A 25,992-nucleotide genomic window follows, 5' to 3' on the forward strand; every position below is an offset into this window, starting at 1 on the left:
AAGTCTTCCTTGGTGGAGGACTTGCTTGTTTCGTTTGCAATTTCGTTTGCATTAGGCAGCGCTATGAGGTTAATTTATCAAGCCTTCAACGAATAGGGTGAGGCATATTTAATTTTTGTCCATATGAAGTTGCACTACTGTTGTAATTTTTCCTCAAGGTCTTATTTGCTTGAGTCCGAATCCTTGGAGTCAGATTCGATGCCATCAGCATCCTCTGCACCATCATCTGTTTCGTTCAACTCACGCATGCGCTCCTCGTAATCATCCAAGAACCATAACGGGTCCATGTTATCTTCCTCACCATTGTAATTAATCAATACTTCTTCACCGGCTTTGATATCTGTGTACGCATAGAAGTCAAAGGTGTGGTTTTCAAAGTTGATGTCATAGGTAGCATTTGGTTCATAGGAATGGTTGATCAAACTGCCATAGCCAAGCAGGATAGCCGTATGATTGGCTCCGTATTCGAATACGTAATCTTCGAGAATGGTTTTCTCAACATGTTCGTGGTCTTCATTGGGATAAGGGACAACCGGAGCCTGATGGATTAGCTGGCCTTTGGGAATGTCTACGGTCGCAAATACACCGCGGTTAAATTCACCATCGCCCAATTTGGATTGTTTCACTTCAATCATGATTTTCACCTGATGCTCTCCTAGAGAGCTCCATTCTTATAGTAGTAAGTCGTTAAGAAAAAATTTTAACTCATCCATACCTATAAGGCAAATGTCAATGAATTCAGTTTGAGTGGATCAGGAGTCGAAACATAGGATATTTCATTGATAAATGGTGCTAAATTTACAATATGGCGTTGAGTTGTGCATGATATAACGCTTATAATATACAAAGAATTAAGTCTATATAGAAAAGGTGTCATGAATGAGCATATTAAATGTCGAAAAATTAAGTCACGGTTTTGGTGACCGTGCTATCTTTAACAACGTTTCTTTCCGCCTCCTGAAAGGCGAACATATTGGTCTGATCGGGGCCAATGGTGAAGGTAAATCGACCTTCATGAACATTATTACGGGCAAACTCCAGCCGGATGAAGGCAAAGTGGAGTGGTCCAAACGCATGCGTGTCGGATATTTGGATCAGCACGCAGTGCTGAGCAAGGGACAATCCATTCGTGATGTCCTTCGTGGTGCGTTCCAGTATTTGTTCGACATGGAGCAGGAAATGAATGATATGTATGGCAAGATGGGCGATGTAACCCCAGAGGAACTCGAACAGCTGCTGGAGGATGTAGGTACCATTCAGGATACGCTGACCAATCAGGATTTCTACATGATCGATGCCAAAGTGGATGAGACAGCACGCGGTTTGGGTCTGACCGATATCGGTCTGGACAAGGACGTTAACGACCTTAGTGGTGGACAGCGAACGAAAGTACTGCTTGCCAAGCTGCTGCTTGAAAAACCGGATATTCTGCTCCTGGATGAGCCTACGAACTATCTGGATGAACTGCATATCGAATGGCTGAAACGCTATTTGCAGGAATATGAGAATGCTTTTATTCTGATCTCCCATGACATCCCGTTCCTGAACAGTGTAATTAACTTGATTTATCACATGGAGAATCAGGATCTTACACGTTATGTGGGCGATTATAGTCACTTCCAGGAAGTTCACGAGATGAAAAAACAGCAGCTGGAGTCGGCGTATAAGCGCCAACAACAGGAAATTGCCGATCTCAAAGACTTTGTTGCCCGGAACAAGGCAAGTGTCGCTACACGCAACATGGCGATGTCCAGACAGAAGAAGCTGGACAAGATGGAAGTCATCGAAATCGCCAAGGAAAAACCGAAACCACAGTTCAATTTCCGTGATGCCAGAACATCCGGCAAGCTCATTTTCGAAACAAAAGGTCTTGTCATTGGATACAATGAGCCGTTGTCGAGACCACTGGACCTGCGCATGGAGCGTGGACAGAAGATCGCCCTCGTTGGTGCGAACGGTATCGGTAAAACAACGCTGATGCGCAGCATTTTGGGTGAAATTCAGGCTTTGGAAGGAACCGTTCAGCGCGGCGAACACCTGGAGATTGGGTATTTCCAACAAGAGATAAAGGATGCGAATTACAATACCTGTATCGAAGAGATCTGGCAGGAGTTCCCGTCCTATACCCAATTTGAAGTGCGTGCTGCACTCGCAAAATGTGGACTGACTACGAAGCATATTGAGAGCAAGGTTGCGGTACTGAGTGGTGGCGAGAAAGCCAAAGTGCGTCTCTGCAAACTGATTAATAACGAAACGAACCTGCTTGTACTCGATGAGCCGACGAACCATCTGGACGTTGACGCTAAGGATGAATTGAAACGTGCACTCAAAGCTTACAAAGGCAGTATTCTGTTAATCTCTCATGAACCTGAATTCTATCGTGATGTGGTTACAGAGACATGGAACTGTGAGTCGTGGACAACGAAAGTATTTTAACGTAGTATGAGCGAGCTTGCGAACAAGCTCGAACGGTGATACATGCGCGTATTTTGCTTGCAAGGCAGGCAAAATACGCGTTTTTTGCATGTTAAAGCGAATAAGGTCCAAGCTGAGTTAGTGGTTGACAGCTTCAAATACGTAATCATATAATTCGAGAAAGCGATTACATTTATATATTATAAACCTGTTTCACGACATAGGGGCAAAAAGACGAGGTATTCCGTTTTGGTAACATTGCACTTAGGAGGGAAGACGGGTCTTTTTTTGCACTATAATGAAACCGGTTTCATTGAAAAAGGGGGGGGGAACGCACTTTCTACCGCACGCTGCTGAGGACTGTAGCCGAATAACAACACCGCGCCTTAAAGAACCATGCTTTCATTTTCCGAGGTAAAGGAGAGAATGAACATTGGAAAAACTCAGGAAACCTTTGGTATTCATGTTATCTGTTACATTGGCGTTGTCATCTGTACCGTTGATGTTACCAAGCCGTGCATATGCCGATCCTTATGGAATACCAGCCACGTTGCTGCGGGACGATTTTTCTGACGGGGATTACACTGCATCCCCTGCGTGGGATGTAAGCTCAGGCAGTTGGGAGGTAATTGCGGACCCAACGGATGCGTCCAACTCCACGCTTTATCAGAGCGATACAGGGGAAGGCATCATTTCTACTGGAGATGTCGTATCTGATATGACGGTGTCCATGCGCTTTTATACTGGAGCTGGTCAGGGGTATCCCGGGATTTTGCCGCGGTTTCAGGATAAGAGCAACTTTTATTATTTTCAAATGCAGGTCCCCAGCAACAAACTCGTCTTCTCCAAGCGGGTGAACGGAACGGATACAACATTGAAATCGGTGGATTATGGGTTCGCCAAAAATACGTGGTATACGCTCAAAATGGTGCTATCGGGTTCTTCCATTCGCGGGTACATCTCCGAAAACGGTTCGGATCGCTTGGTATTTGATCTGGCTGATACTACATTCGGGGCAGGCACAGTTGGCATTCGAAATAAGTGGCAGTCGGTACATATAGATGACGTGATCATTGCCGAGCAGCCGCCAAGGAACGATGTTCTGTTTTCCAGTGATGAGCAGACGGCATCTTCGGTTTCGCTGCAATGGACCGAGGCAGCAGGTGCAACAAGTTATCGCCTGTATCGTTCTTCTACGCCTGAAGGTGGTTATTCCCTCGTTGCCAGCACAGGGGCTTCAAGTTATGTGGATGAGGGATTAGGTACCGATACGGTGTATTATTACAAGCTTGCCTACGAATACGGAGGCATGACGGAATCTTTGTGGTCCTCGCCACTAGAGGTTCGGACGACGGCCACTGCGCCGCAGGCTCCAGGCGAACTGAAGGCCGTGGCACTTGATGCCACAAGCGTGAAGCTGTCCTGGCTGGCAGTGGACAAGGCTGCTGGTTATCGTGTGGCTCGGGCTGAGGCTGGCAGCGACCAGTATGAGCAGGTGTATGAAGGTACGGCACTCAGTTACACTGATCAGGGGCTGGAGCCCGGCAACAGCTACAGCTATCGCGTAACGGCCTTTAATGCTGCCGGAGAGTCTCCAATCACCACTGCCGAGGCTGCCACATACTCGATTGATTCCCCAGCAGGGTTTGCTGCTACAGTTGTAACGGATACGTCAATTTCCCTGGGGTGGAACGAACTTCCTGGATCTGATGTAACATATACGATCTCCAGGGCAACCAGTGCTGCGGGTACGTACCAGCAGGTATATAGTGGTCATGAAAGTACGTTTAACGATCGTGGCCTGACGATGGGCACAGGGTATTTTTACATGATTCAGGCGAAAGTGGATGACGTCGTTTCTCCCCCGTCTGCACCGCTTGGCGTTGCAACCATTCGCACGAGTTTTACTCCGGGGCAGTTATGGCCGGATCAGGACGGCAAGCCAATCGACGCACATGGCGCAGGATTCTTCTACGATGAAAAGACGGAGACGTATTACTGGTATGGGGAAAACCATACGGGAGGATGGCCAGCTGTTGGTGTGCGGGTATATTCATCCAAGGACCTGCTGAATTGGACAGATCAAGGCATGGCACTGACCATGATTCAATCCATGGATGATTTCGACAAGGACCCGTTTATCTCTGCGTTGTATGAAGGGCGTGAAGACAGAGTAGACATCTGGGCCGATATTCGAAAGGGCAGAATTGTTGAACGACCTAAGGTCATTTATAACGACAAAACAAAAAAATACGTAATGTGGGCCCACATGGATGGAGACAAGGACCCGTACAATAACAATGCGAACTACGGTAAAGCTCGGGCCGGATACGCGGTTAGTGACTCCCCGACAGGACCTTTTGTGTATCAGAAGAGTTACCGGATGGACAGAGCTCCCGAGGGGGAGAAAGATTACTTCCCAAGCGATCGGGGCATGGCTCGTGATATGACGCTGTTTAAGGACGATGACGGTACAGGATATTTAATCTATTCCAGTGAGGAAAACCTGACGTTGTATATCTCCAAACTGACTGAGGATTACAGCGATGTGACAGGTTGGCATAAGCAGGGGCTAACGGATGACAAGGGCAATCCGGTGCGAGATTCCACCTATCAGGCTGAGTACGGCGTCGATTATGTGCGTGTGTTTCCGGGTGGACAGCGTGAAGCGCCCGCAATGTTCAAGTATCAGGGCAAATATTATATTTTGACTTCCGGCGCGTCCGGCTGGGCCCCTAACGAAAACAAGGTGACAGTGGCAGACAACATCTTTGGCCCTTGGTCCACGATGACCAATCCATTTGTGCGCACGTTGCCGAGTGATCCCGATCCGGGGAAGGCGTTCGGCACGCAAACTACGTCGGTCATTCCAGTCGATCCGGAAAAAGGGAAATTCATTTACGTGGGAGATACGTGGAACGGTGGCAATTTCTCAAACGACGGAGCCAAATACGTATTTTTGCCGATTGAATTCGGAATCGGGTCAGACATTGCTATCAAGTGGTATAATAGTTGGTCGCCTGATCTGCTGAATTCGATGGGCAAGGTCGACATTGCCGATCCGCTGCCAGAGGCGGTGCCTCTAGGGAAAATACCTCCCCTGCCAACGACGGTCAATGTGCGTGACGGAGGTACGCTTGTGTCAACGTCAGCGGTGTGGACGGTCGATAACCGGGCCATGACGGCAGACGATTTTGCGAAACCCGGACCGATCACACTTCAAGTAACGACACCGGAGTTCGGCAACAAAAAGCAGGCGGTCCGAGTATACGTTATTCCGGAGAACGCACAGTATTTCGTGAACAACGGTGGATACGAAACGGCCGATTATAAACTTATGGGTGCATACATGAAAGGCTCGCTTGCCAACTCGGGAACGGCGGATCAGATGTACGCGCCTGTAGAGGGACGGACTTGGGGGTACGTCAGCGCCGACGCGCTTCCTTCCGGTTCGAGTGGCGGGGATATTTTCTCGACCGTCCGTTATTTGAATGGAGGGAATGTCAGCAACTCGCCCAAAGGCACTGATCTGATCTATACCTTCGATGTGCCGAACGGGACATACGATATATACGCCGGGTTCAACGATCCGTGGACAAACACGTCGCGCAAAGCGAACTTCCTCATCAACGGCACAAATACCGGTGCAGTTACTTATACGCCGGCCAGTGTAAGAGCCCACACTGGTATTGTTGTATCTGGCAACAAGCTGGAATTGACGGTACGCAATACGGCATCACAGGACCCACTGATCAGTTGGATTATAATCTCCAAGCCTGATGCAGTGCCACCTACGGACAACAGCGCCGGTCTGAATGCTGATGTATCGGCTGCAACAAGTGTATCACTCCGCTGGGATGCAGCTCTTGGCGCAGCTAGCTACAAGCTCTATCGCTCCGCTCGTGAGAATGGAGAGTACAATGTTGTCTATAACGGCAGTCTGCGGGAATACACGGACAACGGATTGAATTCCGGCACCAGTTATTATTATAAAGTGGAAGCTTTTGATACGTCAGGGCATTCAATGCGCGGTTTATCTTCCGCTTATCATGTACTTACGGCCCAACAGACCGCTGCCGATGTGGCTGCAAGCATTACAGCACTGGAGCAGCCTTCTGCAGGTGCAAAGAGGCTGGAGCTGCCGAAAGTGCCGCAAGGATTTGCGGTGGAGATCGCCGCAAGTTCGGTACCGTCCGTCATTCAAATCGATGGAACGATCATACCGCCATCGAAGGAAACCTCGGTAACACTGGAATTGGAGATTACACGAACCTCTGATGACAGCAAAGCGATGACCATACCGCTGACGGTAAATGTACCTTCATATACGCCATCACCAGGGGGCACGGGCTCCGAGGGGGCGGGCGGTGGTTCAGGTGGAAATCCAGGCGGTAATTCAAACAGCTCGGGAGGACAGCCGGGAAGTGGTACCCCGAATACGGAGAATTCCTCGCCACGACCTGAATTGCAAAAAGACCGCGCTGTTTTTGAGTTGCAAGGTATAGTTGACCAGCAGGGTGTAGTGCAGGTGAAGGTGGATGCTTCAGTGATTGAAGAGGCATTTAAAGTGGCTCCGTCAAATGCGGGAGTCCGTCGGGTTGAACTTCGCCAGAAACCGCTCTCAGGTGCAGCCGCTTATGAACTGCTTCTGCCTGTCTCGGCGTTGGTGAGTCAAGGCAAATCACATGTGTTTAACATCGTCACAGAACTGGGCACGTTAGAACTTCCTGCTACACTCTTACCGAAGGATCTGGTGGATCACGAGACTGTTTCAATTCGCTTCATTCGAAAGAAACTGCCGCAGGCGGTTGCGAGTCAGCTTGGAACACAGCATGGAGTTCGTTTCGAAATTGATCTTGACGGTGATGCTTGGCCATCCGCAGGCGAGCTTACTCTCCGTCTGCCCCACAATGCACTGAAACATGTACAACGGGATGTAATCGTAGCTTTTGCTATAGACGCGAATCATGTGGCAATTCCGCTGCCGCAAAGCCGTTACGATCAGAACAGCGGGGAGGTCGTATTCTCCGTTCCGTCTTCAGCAGGAAATTATGCTGCCGTGTCTGTGCAGCAGACGTTCACAGATCTCGCGAATGTACCATGGGCCAAGAACGCAATGGAGGCGTTGGCAGCCCGAGGAGTGATTGATCAAGATGTGAGCAAAAACTCCCGTCAGTTGCATCCGAAACAGGAGATGACGCGTGGCCAATACGTACAGTGGCTGATGACCGCACTGAGCTTGAATACGTTGCACGGGAATGCGTTCTCCGATGTCAGCGCGGACGCATCATATTATGAAGCGGTAACTGCAGCGCGTTCGCTTGGCATCACTGGCGGCACCGGGAACGGGCGCTTTATGCCTGAGGCAACCATCACCCGTCAGGAAATGATGACGCTGATGGTGAGGGCACTTGGAGTGGCCGGATTAGTCGAGCAGGAATCAGCTTCGGCCGACAGTCTCGCTCAGTTCCGCGATGCTTCCACGATTCGTTCATATGCCCGTGACAGTGTAGCCCTGCTTGTAAATCTGGGCATCGTCGGTGGATACAATAACGAAGTGAAACCTCTTACCCATGCGACTCGTGCTGAATCGGCAGCGCTGCTGTATGCGATGATGAGCAAAATGGTTTGGCCTGAATGACGATATCAACAATTGTAGTGTAAGGAGAGAAGGCTTACTTCAACCTGGATTGCAGGTGGAGTAAGCCTTTTTCTTTTGCTTATGCGCCGGCACGGGGATAAAACAGGACGGTGAAGTCCACTCTTAACGAGGAAGTAGCCTTCTACCGGATTGGAGAGGTTGGCTACTTGTAATATCTGCCGATTTGATACGCTTGCTCCAGCAAGCCTTCAATATGTGTTTTGGATTCGGATATGGTTTCATAGAGAAACTCGACTCGGGATTCCTGCAATCCTGCATAACCCGCGATCCCATTATTCAGATAATTTGAAATCATGTTGTAATAATCGTATTTATGGAATGATGCCTCCGTTCCTCCAGCTAGTGCAATCCAGAGTGCCTTTTTGGAATTTGCCTTGTTCAGCAGCCCCATGTTCCATACCTTGTCCAGATAAGCTTTGAGCATGGAAGGAACGTTGTACCACCAGATCGGGAAAACAAATACAATGGTATCAGCCGCGAGCACGCGATCCAGCTCTTTGCGAATTACAGGGGCATGCTGCTTATCGGGATTTTGCCAATCTCGCTCATCTTCTACGCTATATAACGGATCGAATCCATCATGATACAGATCAAGGATATCAATTTCATGGTGATTCTCCTTCATACCTTCTATAACACGGTTCATCACGGCAAATGTTAGGGAATCCTGTCTTGGGTGAGTAACGACCAGTTTGATTTTCATGTATGAGTAACCATCCTTTTTCCTTCATTTTTGGTTTAACGTTCTGACCAATGTTATTATAAGTTTCATGACATCTTTTTGAGAAGTACGCACCTTCGAGTGCTGTAGATACCTTGAGGTTCTTCGGTTACTTTTAATAATGGATATACATATATGTGATTTAAGGGGGATTACCAGTGGAACAGGAACTGAAAAGATATGAGAGTGGTGTGCAGGCAATGCTGGAACTGGTCGGTGGAAAATGGAGGATTCTTATTCTGCATCAGCTGATAACAGGTAAAAAACGAACAAGCGAACTTCGCAGAGCTATCCCTGGCATTACTCAGAAGGTCCTAACCCAGCAGCTGCGTGATCTTGAAAAGAATGAAATCATCCATCGAATTATTCATCCCCAGATTCCACCTAAGGTAGAGTATGAGCTGACCGAGTATGGCTTGACACTGCAGGCAATCATCGACCGCATCTGTCTGTGGGGAGAGAATCATCTGGACAGAGTATATGGTGATAAAAACAAAGTGCTGGAGAATCATTTTAGCGAATATATTCCGCTTTCGACTCCGAACTAAACTGCTCCCAAATTAAAAAACAACAAAAACCGTCCTACATTTAGGAGGAGGCATTTGTTGTTTTTTTGTCCTTTATCAGTGAAACTGATAAATACCATAAAATCATCGAAATTGACCCCTACCATCGGGTATGGTAGGTTCAAGAGAGTAGAAATTAATATGATCATTTTAGTAGGAATTAAAATTGACGTAATGCGCGAGGTGGCAAATGGTGGAACTTCAAGTGACAAACAGCCCTTTTAATCAGGAACAGGTTGAGCTGCTCAATCGCCTTATTCCTACATTGAACGATGGACAAAAAACATGGCTTAGCGGTTATCTGACAGCCATTCAGGGATTTGCAGCTGTAGCTGCACCTGCTGGTGTGGAACAACAGTCTGCACCTTCAGCAGGTATAACTCCTGCAAGTACACCTGCGGTGTCCAAGGAAGTTACGGTACTCTTTGGATCACAAACCGGGAACTCCAGTGGACTATCCAAGAAACTGGCGAAAAAGCTGGAAGAGCAGGGGCTTCAGGTGACCCTGTCGTCAATGGGAGATTTCAAACCGAACGGACTGAAAAAAGTAGAGAATCTTCTCATTATTGTCAGCACACACGGAGAAGGCGAACCGCCGGATAATGCAATTCCGCTGCATGAATTCCTGCATAGCAAACGGGCTCCGAAGCTCGATGGATTGCGCTACTCCGTATTGGCATTGGGAGATACTTCATACGAGTTTTTTTGTAAGACAGGAAAGGATTTTGACATTCGTTTGCAGGAGCTTGGCGGAACAGCACTTGTACCACGTGTGGACTGTGATGTTGATTTTGATGAAGCGGCTGCAGAGTGGATGAATGATGTGCTTGCTTCATTAAGCAGCACACCTGTTTCTGCGGGAGTGGTAACCAGTGAAGCGGTTGGAGCCGCAGTCAGCAGCGGTGAATCTGAGTTCAACCGGACGAATCCGTTCAAGGCGGAAGTACTGGAGAATCTCAATCTGAATGGCAGAGGATCGGACCGCGAGACGCGTCATATCGAATTGTCTCTGGAAGGTTCCAATCTGGACTACGAGCCGGGCGACAGCCTCGGTGTATTCCCTGAGAATCATCCACGCCTTGTCGATGAGCTGATTGCATCTATGGAATGGAACGCGGATGAGCGCGTCACGGTTAATAAAAGTGGAGACCAGGTATCTGTACGTGAAGCACTATTGCGTTACTTCGAAATTACTGCTGTAACTAAACCCGTTGTGGAGCAGTTGGCAAAACTTAGTCCGGGTAGCGGCCTGCCCGCTCTGCTAGCAGATGATTCGGAATTCCGCAAGGTCATGAACAGCTGTGATTTGCTGGATCTGGTACAGGATTACGGGCTTAAAGGTATTCCGGCTGCAGCGTTCGTAGCTGTGCTTCGCAAAATCCCGGCACGTCTGTATTCGATTGCCAGCAGTTCAAAATCGTTCCCGGATGAAGTTCATCTTACTGTTCGAACAGTACGTTATGAATCACGCGGCAGAGAACGCTACGGTGTGTGCTCTGTTCATCTGGCTGAACGAGTCGAATTAGGGGATACACTGCCTGTATTTATTCAGCAAAATCCAAACTTCAAACTGCCGGAGAACCCGGATGTTCCAATCATCATGGTTGGCCCAGGCACAGGTGTAGCTCCGTTCAGATCATTCCTTGGAGAGCGTGAAGAGACAGGTGCAGAAGGCAAGACGTGGCTGTTCTACGGAGATCAGCATTTCTCCACCGATTTCCTTTATCAGACCGAATGGCAGCGCTGGCTCAAGGACGGCGTTCTTACGAAGATGGACGTCGCTTTTTCCCGTGATGCAGAAGAGAAAGTATATGTTCAGCATCGGATGCTGGAGCACAGCAAAGAACTGTATCAATGGTTACAGGAAGGTGCGGTTATATATATCTGTGGTGACGAGAAAAGAATGGCACATGATGTTCATGCTGCACTCGCAACCATTCTTGAACAAGAGGGTGGCCTATCACCTGAACAGGCAGCGGAATATCTGACGCGGTTGCAGCAGGAAAAACGTTATCAGCGGGATGTGTATTAATTTCAGATCATATGCCGGATAAGGCATCCCGGAGAGACGAGAGGAGAAAGCAGCATGGCTTATAATAACTTGCTTAACCCGCAGCGCACAAACAGCGATGTGGAAGATATAAAGATCAAAAGTGACTACTTGCGCGGAAGTCTGACTGAAACGCTGGCGGATCGGATCAGTGGTTCGATTCCCGAGGACGATAACCGTCTGATGAAACATCACGGAAGTTATATGCAAGACGACCGTGATCTGCGTAATGAACGGAATAAATCCAAGCTGGAGCCTGCTTATCAATTCATGTTGCGTGTGCGTGCTTCCGGAGGGATTGTTACACCAGAACAGTGGTTGATGATGGATCGTGTGGCGCATAAATATGCGAATGAAACCATTCGTCTGACGACACGCCAGTCTTTTCAACTCCATGGAGTACTTAAATGGAACCTCAAAAATACCATTCGTGAAGTGAACGATTCGTTGCTCAGCACCCTCGCTGCGTGCGGTGACGTCAACCGAAACGTCATGTGCAACCCGAATCCGGATCAATCGGATATTCATGCTGAAGTGTATGAATGGGCATGTCAGGTGAGTAATCATCTTGATCCACGCACACGTGCCTATCATGAGCTGTGGCTGGATGGAGAGAAAATTATCGACTCGCAGGACACGGATGAAGAGGTAGAACCGATCTACGGCAAAGTGTATTTGCCGCGTAAGTTCAAAATCGGGATTGCAGTTCCGCCATCCAATGATGTAGATGTGTTTTCGCAGGATCTTGGCTTTATCGCAATTGTAGAGAATGGCAAGCTGCAAGGTTTTAACGTTTCTGTCGGCGGTGGTATGGGGATGTCGCATGGTGATCCAAAGACGTATCCTCAAGTGTCCAAGGTCATTGGTTTCTGTACACCGGAGCAAATGATTGATGTTGCTGAGAAAACGGTTATGATTCAGCGTGATTATGGGGATCGTGCAGTGCGTAAACATGCCCGTTTCAAATATACAATCGATGATCGTGGCCTCGCCTGGTTCGTGGAAGAACTGACAAGTCGTCTCGGCTGGAAGCTGGATACGGCGCGCGAGTTCCATTTTGACCATAATGGAGATCGTTACGGTTGGGTGAAAGGCAGCAACGGCAGATGGCACTATACCTTGTTCATTCAAAATGGACGTGTGAAGGATGTGGACGGTTATCCGCTCATGACAGGTCTACGTGAAATTGCCAAAGTCCATACCGGAGATTTTCGTCTGACAGCGAATCAGAATCTCATTATCGGTAACATCAGCAGCCAGAAGAAGAAAAAAATTGAGGCACTGATTGAGCAATACAATCTGACCGATGGTGCGCATTACTCGGCGCTTCGCAGAAGTTCTATGGCTTGTGTGGCGCTTCCGACTTGTGGTCTTGCCATGGCGGAATCCGAACGATATCTGCCATCACTGATCGACAAGCTCGAGCCTGTACTAGACGAAGCGGGTCTCAGAGACGAAGAGATTGTTATTCGTATGACGGGCTGCCCGAACGGCTGCGCGAGACCGATGCTGGCCGAGATTTCGTTTATCGGCAAAGCTCCGGGAAAATACAATATGTACCTCGGTGGAAGTTTTACCGGGCACCGCTTGAACAAATTGTACAAAGAAAATATTGGCGAAGCCGAAATTTTGGATACATTGACTCCAATGGTGAATCAATATGCCAAAGAGCGCCTTGATGGTGAGCATTTTGGAGATTTCGTCATTCGTGCCGGTTATGTGCCTGAAGTGCTGGATGGTCAGCAGTTTCATGCTTAATTAGATGAATTCGCGCAGAGAAGCATTCCTTAGGGAATAGCTTCTTTGGCGTTTCTATGTCATTACATTCAAAGAACAGAAGTGTATGCAGATGGTGCGCAGACGTCGATTAAAGGATAATCGAGACTTAACCCTCCATTCGGGAAGGTTGAATCTACTGGCCTTTTACCATTTTTTCGTGAGTCTAAACTTGTTGAAGTACGCCCAACAAGATATAATGACAAAGTAGAAAGCAGATTATATGTTGAAAGTGAGCGGAAACGATATGGGTCGTAAGTGGAATAATATTAAAGAAAAAAAAGCTTCAAAAGATGCAAATACAAGCCGTGTCTATGCTAAATTCGGTGTTGAGATTTATGTAGCTGCCAAAAAGGGCGAACCGGACCCGGAAGCGAACCGTGCACTGAAAGTCGTGCTGGAACGTGCCAAAACGTATAACGTACCCAAAGCGATCATTGACCGTGCCATGGAAAAGGCAAAAGGCAGCGGGGACGAGAATTATGAAGAACTGCGTTATGAAGGATTCGGGCCAAATGGTGCCATGGTTATCGTGGATGCCCTCACCAATAATGTAAACCGTACTGCACCGGAAGTACGCTCCGCATTTAACAAAAACGCGGGTAATATGGGAGTGAGCGGTTCCGTTGCATATATGTTTGATCCTACAGCGGTAATCGGGGTCGAAGGTAAAAACTCAGAAGAAGTACTTGAAATTATGCTTGAAGCGGATGTCGATGTACGTGATATTGTGGATGAAGATGAATCCGTTATCGTTTACGCAGAGCCGGATCAATTCCACGCCGTACAAGAAGCGTTCAAAGCGGCGGGTGTAACTGAATTTACCGTAGCCGAGCTGACGATGCTGGCGCAAAACCATATTGAACTTCCAGAGGACGCACAAGCCCAGTTCGAGAAGCTGATTGATGCGCTTGAAGACCTGGAAGATGTTCAGCAAGTGTACCATAACGTAGAGTTTGTATAAGCGAATTACACGATACGTGGTTCGATTGCCAAAAAGAGTGTCTAGCCAATCAAATGGATTGGACAGACACTCTTTTTTATTGCTCTCCTATGAATCGGATTGCAATTTGCCAGGAGACTTTTTCGATTTTGCTGACTGGCTTCCGCCAAACTTGAACAACACGATACCACCTACGATGACGAGAACCCCGAGAAGCTGGTTCCACGAGAATGGAATCTGCTCCAATCCAAGCCACCCCATGGAATCAAACAGTAAGGCGAAACTTAACTGGGATGTAAGTACGATGGAGATCGCAAAGGTGGGACCGAGCAGCTTCATGGCCTGAACGAGACAGAAGACCACCCCAACACCGATGGCTCCGCTAAGCCAATACCAGGGCTGCATATGTTGGAAGCTGAATGTATTTTTGCCCTCCACCAACAGAGAAATCAGAAACGATGCAATGAATCCAGTGAAAAGCACCATCGTTGTTGTGGACCACGAGCCGGTACGTTCATTTACTTTACTATTAAAGATGGTTTGCAGACTGACAAGAGAACCTGCCAGTAACGCAAGCAATATACCTGTAATGATCATAGATGTAGCTCTCCTTATTCATAGATGTTGTGCCCCGCCACTTCTGCCAGACCTGCCCGATCTTTGACCATAATAAACCCCTGATCCCGCATAATTAATCCCTCTGCACACAGTTTCTGAATCACCCGATTCAAATGCCGATAGCTCGTACCGATCAGATTCGCGATATCTGTCAAATTAAAGGCGTCCAGTTCTTCGTGGACCACAGTCCCCGCTTCTTCGGTAGAGATGGAGAGCAGATAGCTGGCTAATCGAACCTCGACCGGATACATCAGGTTGAAGTTGGAGAAGTTCGAATCAATGTAAAACTTGTGGGAAATAATTTTGAGCAGAAATTTCAACAGGGGTGCGTAATCGCTGGCAAGTTCAGCTAACCATTGATAATGAATGCGCAGCATCACGACAGGAGAGACAGCCTGTACGGTGTTCACAATGTTACTCTCCCGAACGTACTCGATATCACCAACCACCTCAAGCGGTGTTTTGAAGCAAAGAACGAGTGTTTTATCCTGTGGTGAGGTTGTGAAAATTTTGACTTTTCCCTCAACCAGCACATATAAATATTCGGATATTTCACCTTCGCGGCAGATCAATTCGCACTTCTCGAAGTGGCATAACGTCATATGCGGACGCAGGGGCTCGTGAAATACCGATTCGAGTTGATACTGTTTTAAATAGTGCAGCAATTGATGCTCATTTGTGAATTCTTCCATAATGTATTTCACCCCCGACTTTATACTCGATCAGCTACAGCTTCATAATAATAACGCCCGTAACCATTAATGCGATACCCAGAAATTGCGGTAGTTTCATTTTTTGCTTCACGACACCGAACCATCCGTTACTGTCGACGAGAAAGGTCAGGAACAGCTGTGCAATCAACAGGGCTGAGATCGTAAAAGTTACCCCAATTTGCTGGATAGCCGTGACTTCGCTGAAAATAATCACTGCACCAAACGCGCCTCCTGCCAGGTACATGGGCTTCACTTGTTTCAATCCTTGCAAGTTAATATCACGAACAAACACCAGGATTAGAGCCGCTAATATGAACCCGGTGAGTTGTGTAATGGTTGCAGCTTGCCAGGTGCCCATGTCCGTACTGATTCGGGTATTGGCAACCCCTTGCAGGGTAATGCATGCACCACCTAAAAGTGCAAAAATAATTCCTCTCATGGTTGTACTCTCCTTGTCGCGTCATTACTTCTTCGAATTCTATTAAATGATATTTTCACTCAAAAAGCCAAGGACAAATGTCCTCAGCTCAGAAGTCATAGCATTTAGAGTACGATAAACCCTCTGCAAAATCCAGATAGAACCCAGGATGGCTCGTTATTCTGAACATCACAATACTTGAAACACCGGTTGCTCACCAACATAATGCACTGGCAATTCCGGGAAAGCTCTAGCCAATTTTTCAGACAGATGCTTCATCCCGGAAGCCTCACTCTCTGCATGGCCAATCATGATAAGAGCCTTGTGTTTCCCTTGTTGTACAGCATCACGTATGTACTCCGGTGTCTCCCATTCGAAACCTTCACCTGCGATAATCAGATCCAGCTCTTCCTGTTGAAGCAGAGGAATGGTCAGATTGCCGTTGCCTCGAAATCCAACCAAAATCGCTGCACGATTGCATACCATCTTGGGATCACCAGTTAGGCGTACATATTCGATCCCAAGCGAATGTTTAATATGTTCCGCAATAAGCTGGACTGTCATTCCTTCCGGAAAGGACAGAATGTCAGCTTCCGGTTTGCTGTGTTCTACAGATGATGACCACCCCAGTGCCTGAACCAATCCTTCCGTAATGCCATCCGGCTGAAAGCGGTGAATGGCATCATGGCAGCGATAGATCGCAATTCCGCCGTTCTCGATCAGCCTTCTCTTGGTTTCATAGACCGGATCATTAGCCAGCCAATCGGTATGGCTATGATGGTTATAGAAGGGCGGCTCATGAGCGATAATCAGATTAGCTCCACGTTGTATGGCATGCTCAATCACATGTTGTGTAGGCATAAAAGTTACAAAGATGCCTTTGACCATTTGATTGGGAGAACCCGTAATCAGTAGATCCACGGTGTTTTCCGGTAGTTCAATCTTGGCCGTGAGATGGTTTATAACATGTTGAATGGTTATTTTCATATGCGGTATTCCTCCAATGACAGGATAGGATATGCCCAGTTTATCATGTTGATGGATGTACAGCATTATGATATGTGCTTTTTACGATTGAAAGAAAGAAGACACACGACAACTCCGATTCAATTCACAGATTCATATCAATGGGCTTCTGGTAAATATCAAAGTGGCCGTTTTTTTCTATTTTGAAAAGAGAAGTGAACTCGATCATAGGAAGCTGGTTAGTGTAACACCGTAAAAACGACTCAAGATGCAACGATACTGGATTCATATAGTTTTCTGGATCAAGAAAAAGTATACTTACATAGAATCTTTATCTAGATTAATGGAGTATCCATTTAAACCTACACTGAACATACAGTTAAGTATAAGTCTTAATTCTGATGAAGAGATCCGATATGAAGGGTGATGATTACATGACAGCCAGTACCATTATGGAACGTCTGAAGAGTGAGACAGCTCATTATCACAGACAAGTGGAACAGAACGATTATGCCAAGGCTATTATGAATCAAACCGTTAGCTTAGAAAAGTATAAGAAATATCTGGAGAAATTCTACGGTTTTCTGAAACCATTAGAAGATCAGGCTGTACAGCAGCCTTTCTGGGAAAGTACGGGACTGGATTTCGAGATTAGAGGAAAAGCGAAATTGCTTGAAAATGATTTGCGGAATCTTGGCGCCAGTGAAGAGCAAATTGGCCAAGTTCCTTTATGTAAGGATCTTCCGGATATCTCGACACCAGCAAGGTTGTTCGGTTATTTATATGTCATTGAAGGATCGACGAACGGAGGCCAGATCATGACCAAACGTTTGTCTCAGTTCCTGCCGATTGAAGCAGATCGGGGATTGGAATATTTTAATGCCTATGGTACGGAGACTAGAACAAGATGGGCGGAGTTCACGGAACTACTGCGTCAATCCATCACGGCGGAAGAAGATCACGACATGATGGTGCACACAGCTTCGGAAACGTTCCGATTACTTGATCAATGGATCAATACAAATACAGATGATCTGTAAGTTGAAATAAGAGTTATCACATCATGAGAGGGGATTTTTCAGGCTATGCCCGAATCGAAGTCCAGGAAAGAAAATAATATGCTTAACCGTACATTGCTTAATCAGGGTACGTACACCAATGATCCAATTGATATAAACAATTGCGATAAGGAACCCATTCATATCCCCGGCTTCATTCAACCTCATGGTGTGCTCTTGGCTGTAACCACCAACAATATACCGACTATTGTACAATGCAGCCAAAATACAGAAGAACATCTCGGTCTTACTACGCAAGAGGTGTTGGGCCTTCCACTCGAACATCTGATTGGCAAGGATAATATCAGGCAGGTACTGGCACGCACCTTCAGTGCATCTGTAACATCAGACCTGCAATATATGGATCTCACGGTTGCCGTATCGGGACATGCTAAGGTCTTCACTTCTGTCATTCATGAAAGTGAAGGCCTGTTAATTTTGGAAATGGAGCCTTCCTATGAAAAAGGAAATATGGAAGTTAATGATTTTGAGTGGATTTCCAGCTTCTTTAGCCGACTTAAAAGTACTGATAATCGTGTGGAAGCGAGTCAGATTGCAGCCGAGCAAGTGAAAGAAATGCTAGGTTATGATCGGGTCATGATCTATGAATTTGACGAACAATGGAATGGGAAGGTCATCGCAGAAGCGCGTGAGGAAGAGCTCGAACCGTTTCTCGGGCACCATTATCCAGCGTCAGATATCCCCAAACAGGCACGGGAATTGTACTTGCGAAATTGGTTGCGCACCATCGTGAACGTGAATTATACACCTGTCGAGATCGTTCCCTTGCTTCAACCTTTGACGGGCAAACCGCTTAATCTGAGCTTGTCGGTTCTGCGGAGTGTATCCCCTTTGCACATTGAGTATTTACAGAACATGGGTGTTGGTGCGACCGTAACCATCTCTCTAATCCATGACAACCAGCTGTGGGGCCTGATTACATGTCATCACTATTCAGCTCGATATGTACCTCATCGTGTTCGGAACTTGTGTAACTTCTTGGGCTCTTTCTTCTCAAGTGAACTGTTTCAACGTCAGCAGCTGGATGAATATCAAGCCGAGATTCAGTCTCGTGAAGCAGCTACCCAAATTGCAAATATTTTTATTGGAAATACAAGTCCGGCGAGGATTATTGAGGAATTGCAGGGCGAAGAGCAGACCTTACTGAGTCTTATGGATGCTTCGGGAGCTGCGATCTGTTATCAGGACAAGCTGTTGTTATATGGTGATACGCCAGCAAGAGAGCAAGTAAGGGAATTGGCCGCATGGTTGGCAGGCAAGTCGGAAGATTACAGTTATCATAGCTCCAAGCTGAGTTTAGAGTATGATCCTGCCCAAGCTTACAAGGAAAAAGCCTCAGGCATTGTTTATGTTGCCATATCCCCTGGGCAGCATCATTACATCATCTGGTTCCGACCTGAGGTCGTTCAGCTCGTGGATTGGGCAGGTGATCCAGCCAAAGCAGTGATCAAAACCGATGATGGCATGCGTCTGTCTCCCCGGAAATCCTTCGAGAAATGGAGAGAGGTCGTACAATCTACCTCCTATCCTTGGACAACGAAGGAGCTGAATGTTCTGCCACTGCTCAAAAGCATCGTACGCCGTCAGACGGAAAATCAACTGGTTCAGGCGGAAGAACAGGCCTTGCAGAATGCACGTGTTTTGCGGCAAAATGAGCAGCGTTACTTGCAATTGATGGAGTTTTCTCCAGTGGCCTTTTTTACGTTGACGGATGGGTTCATTATTTATTGCAATAACAAGGCAGCAGACCTGCTCGGCTTTGAAAACTCTAAAAATCTTATCGGCAAGGATTTCAGGGAATTTATTCCTGATAAGACGAGAACGGTTTTGCAGCAAAACCTGCAGGAACTGAAGCTTAACAACACTCGTCTGTTTACCAACCAGGCATATTTCACCACAGCAACTGGCACGTCTTTATTGCTTGAGATTACACTGGCTTCTGTTACACATGCAGGCAAACCGTCAGTGATGGTCCTTCTGAACAGCGGGGCATCCCATCACGATCAAGATCATTATACGGAGACAACCAGTCAGCTCCAGAACTATCTCAATACAGATCCGTTAACAGAAATGCCGCTTCAGACCATCTTCCAATCCCAGCTTCAGGATGATTGGAATGAATGTTTACAGGAGAAATGCAGTTTGGGACTGTTTATTATAGATATCGATGATTTCCGTTCATACAATGTATCATATGGACTTCAAGGTGGAGATCTGTGCCTGCAGTGGATTGGGGAAGTGCTGACGGTAGTTAGTGAACAGAATGATGCCGTCATCTCACGCCTTCGGGGAGGAACCTTCATGCTGAAACTGAAGAATGCAACATCGGAGCGTTCAGCGAAGCTTGCCGAAGAAATTAGACAACATGTGCTTGCACTTCAAATTCAGAGGGATCTGTCCAGTCCAAGTGAAGTGGTCACGGTTAGCGTTGGTGGTGCGGTAATGGTTCCGGAAGAGACCCTACTGATGTCGAATTTAATTGAGAAAGCCTGTCAGGCCCTAACTCAAGCCAAGAGTGACGGGAAAAATCGGGCCATCGTGGTTTGATATGAGGTTGAACTAACCTTGCTGTAAAGGATGAAACAAACGCTATAAAGGGAAGGCATTTAAACTGGATATCAGTTTGAATGCCTTTCTTTTTTCTATTAAAGAGGAAAGTATTATTTTCATCACCACAGGCCCAGGACAAGTGTTATAATGATGAATATGGATACACTTGTTCGTATTCCCACGTGGAGGACGGTGAAACGGAATTCAATGAAAGAGGATTCAAGACAACTGGAGTTTATGGAGATAGATCTTAGCGAAGAGCCTATCACAGCGGCAGTCCCGGTTCCTGATCGCACAACGATTGTGCGTGCTGATTTTGATATAAAATTGCCTGGCGGCATATTGTCTTCGGAGAAAAGGTTTGTGGAGGAAGCAAGACAACTCATTGAAGTGGAAGGGGAACAGGTCCCCTGGGTTCCTTTTATGAGTTATTGGCCGACTTATGGTGTAATGAACGAAGCCCAACGCAAGTGGTATATGTATTGGAGGACGGAAGTCAGACAAGGACGTTTTCCTGATACCGATCTATCCTATCTGTTCATTCATATTTATGAGCTGATAAATGGAATTGGTTGGCAGAAACCACTGGAAGGTTACGACCAATTAAAACAGCTATGGATGAACTATCGTGAACGGCTTCCACAGTTGGATGTGTACATGCAGGAATGGATTCTTGATTATGATCTGGTACATGAGTTGAACATGTCATTATCCGAGATGGTGGAGCTTTCGAGTGGATATCTGCCACCGGAGATTCTGGATATGGAATTGCAGCGGCTGTTGAGCAGCAATGTATCGGATATCTCGCTGAAGTTATTACAAAGATATTATGACTACGATATTACACTCAGCAAATTTTACAGGGATGGCGGCAAGCAAGTTTTGGAACAGTACATCCCCCGGGTCATGGCATTGGTGGATTCTTATCTGCTGCGTACACGCAAGGCAGGCATCTTGGATCAGTTTGAGCTAATTCATGAAAGGACTATCGAACGTACGTTGTTTCGAAAAGCGGTATATGACGATTCCATTTATGGAAAATCGGTTCAAATGACGTATGTTCCGATTGGAGAGCATGCCGATTTTGTCCAGTTTGTAACCCGAGTTTTTCGATGCACGGAAAATAAATGCCGTGAACTGCTCGGTTTCAGAGGGCGGCTTCGTGGAAAAACCCTTGAACCTGAGTTTGCGAATGTGATTGAACGTTATCTGGACAAGGCCTTCGCAGCCGAACAAATGCCAGTGGTAGAGCAAGCGATAGTCCGAATTGATGCGGAGAAACTTGCAGCACTGCAGCAGGAAAGCGAATATGTGCGAAGAGCACTCATGATCGAGGACGAGCAAGTTCCTGAAGATGGGAATGTAAATCATGCGACCGATGTGAGCAACAGATGGGATGGATTAGAAACCTTGGCAGAGATTGAACAAGATACGGACAGTCAAGGCCATGTGATCATCCAGAACTCAGTTGATGAAGCCCAAAGTGAAGATGATACGTACTCTAGCCAACTGAAGGTCGATGGTGAGAAGGCGATTAATTCTGACCGAGGACAAGGAAGCGGAGATTCAGAGTCATCAACCCTGCAATGGGAGGAAACCGTTTTTGCTGATCTGGATGAAGAATGGACAGAATTCTCAGGGCAGCTTTCTCCGCAGCATGTACAGGCCATTTATGCCTTGTTAGGTGTAAACCCGGATACGGAGCTGATGCGGGTAGCTGAACAATATGGAACGATGCCTGCACTGTTGTTGGATGAAATTAATGATATGGCCATGGAAACGATTGGTGATCTTTTGATTGATGGTGATCGTATAGTTTCGGATTATATGAATGTGTTTGAACATGTGAAGAGGTGATTGGGCAGTGGCAGAACTTAAAATACCAAAGCGGCTGACTACCGCACTAGTGAATTCCTTGACCGCGGGCGTTGTGCCACGAATCGGACTGGAGCAGATTGCTGTTGGTCGGAAGTCTGAAGTGGACGCGATCTTGCGGGATATGGACAATATTGCAGAAGGCGGGGCAGCCTTTAAACTGATTACAGGAAGGTACGGGAGCGGGAAAAGTTTTCTGTTGCAGATGATTCGGAACTATGCGATGGATCGGGAATTTGTTGTGGCGGACGCCGACTTGTCACCTGAGCGCAGACTGGTGGGAACCAAAGGTCAGGGGCTCGCAACATACCGTGAGCTGATGACTCGTCTGTCTACACGTACACGACCGGATGGCGGGGCACTGGAACCGATTTTGCAGAAATGGATCGCTGGTCTTCAGCAGCAAGCGATGCAAAGTCAGGGGTTGCGCCCGGATGATCCTGCTCTTCCTGCTGAAGTCGAGAAGCAGATTTATGTGGTGACAAACGAAATGCAGAATTTGGTGCATGGATTCGATTTTGCCAAGGTGCTGGCTTCGTATTGGAACGGCTATAAATTGGAGGATGATGACCGCAAACAGGCGGCGCTTCGCTGGTTGAGAGGGGAATTCGCCACCAAGACGGAAGCCAAGAAAGAGCTGGCTGTCGGCGTCATCATTGATGATGATAACTGGTATGACTACTTCAAATTATGGTCCGAATTTATGGCACGGATCGGTTATAAAGGATTGCTATTATTCATTGATGAAGCGGTGAATCTGTACAAAATTACAAACAGCATATCCCGACAAAGCAACTACGAGAAGCTGCTTACCATGTTCAATGATACGATGCAGGGCAAAGCAGAACATTTTGGTATTTTTGTGGGCGGTACACCACAATTTGTGGAGGATGAACGGCGGGGGCTTTTCAGTTACGAAGCACTTCGTTCCAGACTCATTGATGGCCGCTATGCAGCAAGAGAATATGCGAATTATACCGGACCAATCCTGAAACTATCGATGTTGTCTCATGAAGAAATTTTGATTCTGCTGCAGAAGTTGCGTCAGATTCATGCCCTGCATTTTGGATACAGTGCAAGTCTGACGGATGAGAATTTAGTTGATTTTATGCAAATAGCGGTCAATCGACTTGGTGCGGATGAATTACTGACCACACGTGAAGTGGTACGGGACTTCATGGATGTGCTGCACACACTCCATCAGAATCCCGAAGTGACCTATGCTCAATTGCTTGGTGAGCGGGCAGCGAAACCAACGGAAGCAGGAAAAGGAACGGATTCTTCATCATCTGCTGATGATCTGGATGATTTTCTGGCGGAGTTTGAATTATGAGTGAGAATCCTTTCTATCGACTGGCTCCTTTTGTACAGGAATTTATTTATAAAAAAAGATGGGAATCACTTCGGCCTGCCCAGATTGAAGCTTGTAATATTTGCTTTCATACTCCGCATCATATGCTGATTGCGGCAGGCACAGCCTCTGGCAAGACGGAGGCGGCTTTTTTTCCTGCGCTGACCGAGCTGCATGAACGGCCCTCCAAATCCGTGGGCATCTTGTACATCGGGCCACTTAAGGCATTGATTAATGACCAATTCGAACGACTTAAGGACTTATTGTCTGAGGGGAATATTCCGGTATGGCATTGGCATGGTGATGTGTCTCAGGCAGAGAAAACTCGCCTTATGCGAAGTCCCTCAGGTGTGCTTCAAATTACGCCTGAATCGCTGGAAGGTTTGCTGATGAATCGTCCCAATGCCATACCAGCACTCTTTCATGATCTGCGGTATGTCATTATTGATGAGGTTCATGCTTTCATGGGGGCGGATCGAGGGATTCAGGTATTGAGTGAACTGGCCCGAATTGAGCGCATGGCTGGGTGTAAACCGCGGAGAGTAGGGCTATCTGCGACACTTAGTGATTATGAGGCAGCTACAGCCTGGCTTGCTGCTGGAACAGGGCAGGGAGTGGATGTGGTTTCTTCCCCTGGTGGTCGCAAGCTGCGTTTACGGGTGGAACATTTTTCATTTCCAGATGCGCGGGATGAAGAACAGGCGGAACATTTGCATAATGCACGTAAAGTCTATTATGACTTCATCTATGAAAGCACACATCGTAAAAAAGCTTTAATTTTCACCAACAGCCGAACGGATGCCGAAGTCACTATACTTGAGATGCGGCGTGTCGCCGCAAGGAGACAGGAGAGGGATGTATTCCATGTTCATCATGGAAGCATCTCCGCGATGCTAAGAGAAGAGACCGAGGCTGCCTTGCGAACTGGTTCAGGGCCAGCAGTAGCTGCGGCTACCGTAACACTGGAATTGGGTATCGACCTGGGTGAACTGGAGCGGGTTGTGCAGCTTGGAGCGCCTTATAGTGCATCGAGTTTTGTTCAACGTCTTGGACGGTCAGGCAGGCGCGAGGATATGGCTTCCGAGATGCTTTTTGTATGTCCGGAAGAAGAGGATGAGGAAGCTCAATTGCCTGCTCGAATGCCATGGACACTCCTGCGGGCTATTGCTGTTATTGAATTGTATGTAAAGACCAAGTGGGTTGAACCACTTGAGGCCCGGAAGATGCCAATGGGTGTACTCTATCACCAGACGATGAGCATGCTGAAAAGCATGGGGGAGGCTGAACCAAAAGAATTGGCCGAAGCCATACTTTCGCTCGCACCATTCGCTCAGATTCGTGCAGAGCAATATCAGGTTTTTCTAAATTATCTGATTGAGACCGATCATCTGCAATGGACAGAAGACCGGACATTGATTATCGGGCTTACGGGTGAGAAAACCGTTAATAATTACCGCTTTTACGCGGTGTTCAAAGATGATGAAGAGCACAAAGTGCTGAACGGTTCCGAGGAGATTGGCTCCATTACAACGGTGCCACCACCAGGTTATTGCTTCTCTCTTGCAGGGAAACTATGGAAAGTGGAAGAGGTAGATCACAAGCATAAATCCGTGTATGTGAAGGCAGCCAAAGGAAAGGTGGATACGTTATGGCTTGGTGCCGGTGGGGACATTCATACGACGGTCGTCCAAAAAATGCGTGAAGTGCTGTCAGACACGGTGATATATCCCTATCTGTCTCCGCAAGCGGTAAACCGATTGGAACGCGCCCGACGACTTGCACGTGAAAGTGGATTACTGAAACAGGTGGTTATTCCGGCTGGAGGAGATTCCTTGTATGTATTGCCTTGGGTGGGAAGCAAGTCTTTCCGTACATTGGAACGTTTGATGAAGCACACCTTGACCGACAAACTTGCCTTGCGTTCTGTTGTACCTATGGAGCCTTATTATTTTGTTGTGTCAGGCAAAGTGGATGGTCGTACACTTTTGTCCGAAATTATGAGTGAGTGCCGAGCAGCAGAAGACGCATCTGCGTTACTCTCGGAAGATGAGGCCCCGTATCTTGGTAAGTATGATGAATTCGTGGCTCCTCCTTTGATCCGTGAGGCGTTTGCAGTAGATGGATTGGATTTAATTGGTCTCAGGGAAGGATTGCAGCAAACGTTAACATGGGATTCTTCATCTCTTGAATAACGTATTTACGCTTTTTATTTACTTTGAAATTGAATTAGAAAAATTTAAATGATGAATCAGGGTTGACACCCCCTCACCTGCCATGTAATATATGAAA

General features: G+C 47.0%; 17 protein-coding genes. 11 read left to right on the forward strand and 6 right to left on the reverse strand.

All coding sequences use genetic code 11. The features are described 5' to 3' along the window. Positions 1–161: 161 nt before the first annotated feature. A complete protein-coding gene (locus MHB49_RS14445; RefSeq protein ID WP_247903145.1) occupies positions 162–635 on the reverse strand; it encodes an SET domain-containing protein in 474 nt (157 codons plus the stop codon). A gap of 244 nt (positions 636–879) precedes the next feature. Here MHB49_RS14445 and MHB49_RS14450 point away from each other — a divergent pair, with 244 nt between their 5' ends. After that, positions 880–2,436: an ABC-F family ATP-binding cassette domain-containing protein gene (locus MHB49_RS14450; protein ID WP_405156587.1), complete on the forward strand. Its 1,557-nt coding sequence runs from the start codon at positions 880–882 to the stop codon at positions 2,434–2,436. Between the two features lie 412 nt (positions 2,437–2,848). Further along, positions 2,849–8,056 carry an S-layer homology domain-containing protein gene (locus MHB49_RS14455; RefSeq protein ID WP_405156588.1) on the forward strand — a complete coding sequence of 1,736 codons (5,208 nt, stop codon included), beginning with the start codon at positions 2,849–2,851 and terminating at the stop codon, positions 8,054–8,056. A gap of 163 nt (positions 8,057–8,219) precedes the next feature. On the opposite strand, the gene MHB49_RS14460 is transcribed toward MHB49_RS14455, so the two are convergent. Next, complete coding sequence (locus MHB49_RS14460) at positions 8,220–8,780, reverse strand: NAD(P)H oxidoreductase (protein WP_405156589.1); 561 nt, start codon at positions 8,778–8,780, stop codon at positions 8,220–8,222. Between the two features lie 176 nt (positions 8,781–8,956). Here MHB49_RS14460 and MHB49_RS14465 point away from each other — a divergent pair, with 176 nt between their 5' ends. The 4 genes from MHB49_RS14465 (at position 8,957) to MHB49_RS14480 (ending at position 14,154) form a co-directional block, all read left to right on the forward strand. Further along, positions 8,957–9,346 (forward strand): helix-turn-helix domain-containing protein, encoded by a 390-nt coding sequence (locus MHB49_RS14465; protein WP_247902527.1) that lies wholly within the window; start codon positions 8,957–8,959, stop codon positions 9,344–9,346. A 211-nt stretch (positions 9,347–9,557) separates the two neighbouring features. After that, on the forward strand, positions 9,558–11,396 hold the full coding sequence (locus MHB49_RS14470) for an assimilatory sulfite reductase (NADPH) flavoprotein subunit (protein ID WP_405157137.1): 1,839 nt from the start codon (positions 9,558–9,560) through the stop codon (positions 11,394–11,396). Between the two features lie 54 nt (positions 11,397–11,450). Beyond that, a complete protein-coding gene (gene cysI / locus MHB49_RS14475; protein ID WP_405156590.1) occupies positions 11,451–13,172 on the forward strand; it encodes an assimilatory sulfite reductase (NADPH) hemoprotein subunit in 1,722 nt (573 codons plus the stop codon). A gap of 265 nt (positions 13,173–13,437) precedes the next feature. Then, the gene (locus MHB49_RS14480) at positions 13,438–14,154 is read left to right on the forward strand and encodes a YebC/PmpR family DNA-binding transcriptional regulator (RefSeq protein WP_247903147.1); all 717 of its coding nucleotides are present in this window, start codon (positions 13,438–13,440) and stop codon (positions 14,152–14,154) included. An 87-nt stretch (positions 14,155–14,241) separates the two neighbouring features. On the opposite strand, the gene MHB49_RS14485 is transcribed toward MHB49_RS14480, so the two are convergent. The 4 genes from MHB49_RS14485 to MHB49_RS14500 all read right to left on the reverse strand — a co-directional run bounded on the left by MHB49_RS14485 (position 14,242) and on the right by MHB49_RS14500 (position 16,869). Next, the gene (locus MHB49_RS14485; RefSeq protein ID WP_405157138.1) at positions 14,242–14,727 is read right to left on the reverse strand and encodes a DMT family transporter; all 486 of its coding nucleotides are present in this window, start codon (positions 14,725–14,727) and stop codon (positions 14,242–14,244) included. 17 nt (positions 14,728–14,744) lie between these two features. Beyond that, positions 14,745–15,443, reverse strand: coding sequence for a Crp/Fnr family transcriptional regulator (locus tag MHB49_RS14490; protein ID WP_405156591.1), 699 nt, complete (start codon positions 15,441–15,443; stop codon positions 14,745–14,747). Between the two features lie 34 nt (positions 15,444–15,477). Further along, complete coding sequence (locus MHB49_RS14495; RefSeq protein WP_024633836.1) at positions 15,478–15,903, reverse strand: DMT family transporter; 426 nt, start codon at positions 15,901–15,903, stop codon at positions 15,478–15,480. A gap of 168 nt (positions 15,904–16,071) precedes the next feature. Further along, positions 16,072–16,869: a Nif3-like dinuclear metal center hexameric protein gene (locus MHB49_RS14500; protein ID WP_405156592.1), complete on the reverse strand. Its 798-nt coding sequence runs from the start codon at positions 16,867–16,869 to the stop codon at positions 16,072–16,074. A gap of 413 nt (positions 16,870–17,282) precedes the next feature. Here MHB49_RS14500 and MHB49_RS14505 point away from each other — a divergent pair, with 413 nt between their 5' ends. The 5 genes from MHB49_RS14505 to MHB49_RS14525 all read left to right on the forward strand — a co-directional run bounded on the left by MHB49_RS14505 (position 17,283) and on the right by MHB49_RS14525 (position 25,895). Continuing rightward, the gene (locus MHB49_RS14505; protein ID WP_405156593.1) at positions 17,283–17,888 is read left to right on the forward strand and encodes a biliverdin-producing heme oxygenase; all 606 of its coding nucleotides are present in this window, start codon (positions 17,283–17,285) and stop codon (positions 17,886–17,888) included. 78 nt (positions 17,889–17,966) lie between these two features. Further along, positions 17,967–20,474, forward strand: a complete 2,508-nt coding sequence (locus tag MHB49_RS14510; RefSeq protein WP_405156594.1) for a diguanylate cyclase domain-containing protein — start codon at positions 17,967–17,969, stop codon at positions 20,472–20,474. A gap of 150 nt (positions 20,475–20,624) precedes the next feature. Further along, the gene (locus MHB49_RS14515) at positions 20,625–22,334 is read left to right on the forward strand and encodes a TerB N-terminal domain-containing protein (protein WP_405156595.1); all 1,710 of its coding nucleotides are present in this window, start codon (positions 20,625–20,627) and stop codon (positions 22,332–22,334) included. A gap of 7 nt (positions 22,335–22,341) precedes the next feature. Beyond that, complete coding sequence (locus MHB49_RS14520) at positions 22,342–23,685, forward strand: ATP-binding protein (protein WP_247902537.1); 1,344 nt, start codon at positions 22,342–22,344, stop codon at positions 23,683–23,685. Further along, entirely contained in the window at positions 23,682–25,895 is a 2,214-nt protein-coding gene (locus MHB49_RS14525) for a DEAD/DEAH box helicase (RefSeq protein WP_405156596.1), read from the forward strand. Before MHB49_RS14520 ends, MHB49_RS14525 begins: the two co-directional genes overlap by 4 nt. The last annotated feature ends 97 nt before the right edge of the window (positions 25,896–25,992 follow it).

Source organism: Paenibacillus sp. FSL K6-0108, from assembly GCF_045040695.1.
Classification (GTDB): domain Bacteria; phylum Bacillota; class Bacilli; order Paenibacillales; family Paenibacillaceae; genus Paenibacillus; species Paenibacillus pabuli_B.

Bases quoted from the DNA above. Each gene is read 5' to 3' on its own strand.
- MHB49_RS14445 (WP_247903145.1), bottom strand. From the start codon at position 635: ATGATTGAAGTGAAACAATCCAAATTGGGCGATGGTGAATTTAACCGC.
- MHB49_RS14450 (WP_405156587.1), top strand. From the start codon at position 880: ATGAGCATATTAAATGTCGAAAAATTAAGTCACGGTTTTGGTGACCGT.
- MHB49_RS14460 (WP_405156589.1), bottom strand. From the start codon at position 8,780: ATGAAAATCAAACTGGTCGTTACTCACCCAAGACAGGATTCCCTAACA.
- cysI (WP_405156590.1), top strand. From the start codon at position 11,451: ATGGCTTATAATAACTTGCTTAACCCGCAGCGCACAAACAGCGATGTG.
- MHB49_RS14480 (WP_247903147.1), top strand. From the start codon at position 13,438: ATGGGTCGTAAGTGGAATAATATTAAAGAAAAAAAAGCTTCAAAAGAT.
- MHB49_RS14490 (WP_405156591.1), bottom strand. From the start codon at position 15,443: ATGGAAGAATTCACAAATGAGCATCAATTGCTGCACTATTTAAAACAG.
- MHB49_RS14495 (WP_024633836.1), bottom strand. From the start codon at position 15,903: ATGAGAGGAATTATTTTTGCACTTTTAGGTGGTGCATGCATTACCCTG.
- MHB49_RS14500 (WP_405156592.1), bottom strand. From the start codon at position 16,869: ATGAAAATAACCATTCAACATGTTATAAACCATCTCACGGCCAAGATT.
- MHB49_RS14505 (WP_405156593.1), top strand. From the start codon at position 17,283: ATGACAGCCAGTACCATTATGGAACGTCTGAAGAGTGAGACAGCTCAT.
- MHB49_RS14510 (WP_405156594.1), top strand. From the start codon at position 17,967: ATGCTTAACCGTACATTGCTTAATCAGGGTACGTACACCAATGATCCA.
- MHB49_RS14515 (WP_405156595.1), top strand. From the start codon at position 20,625: ATGATGAATATGGATACACTTGTTCGTATTCCCACGTGGAGGACGGTG.
- MHB49_RS14525 (WP_405156596.1), top strand. From the start codon at position 23,682: ATGAGTGAGAATCCTTTCTATCGACTGGCTCCTTTTGTACAGGAATTT.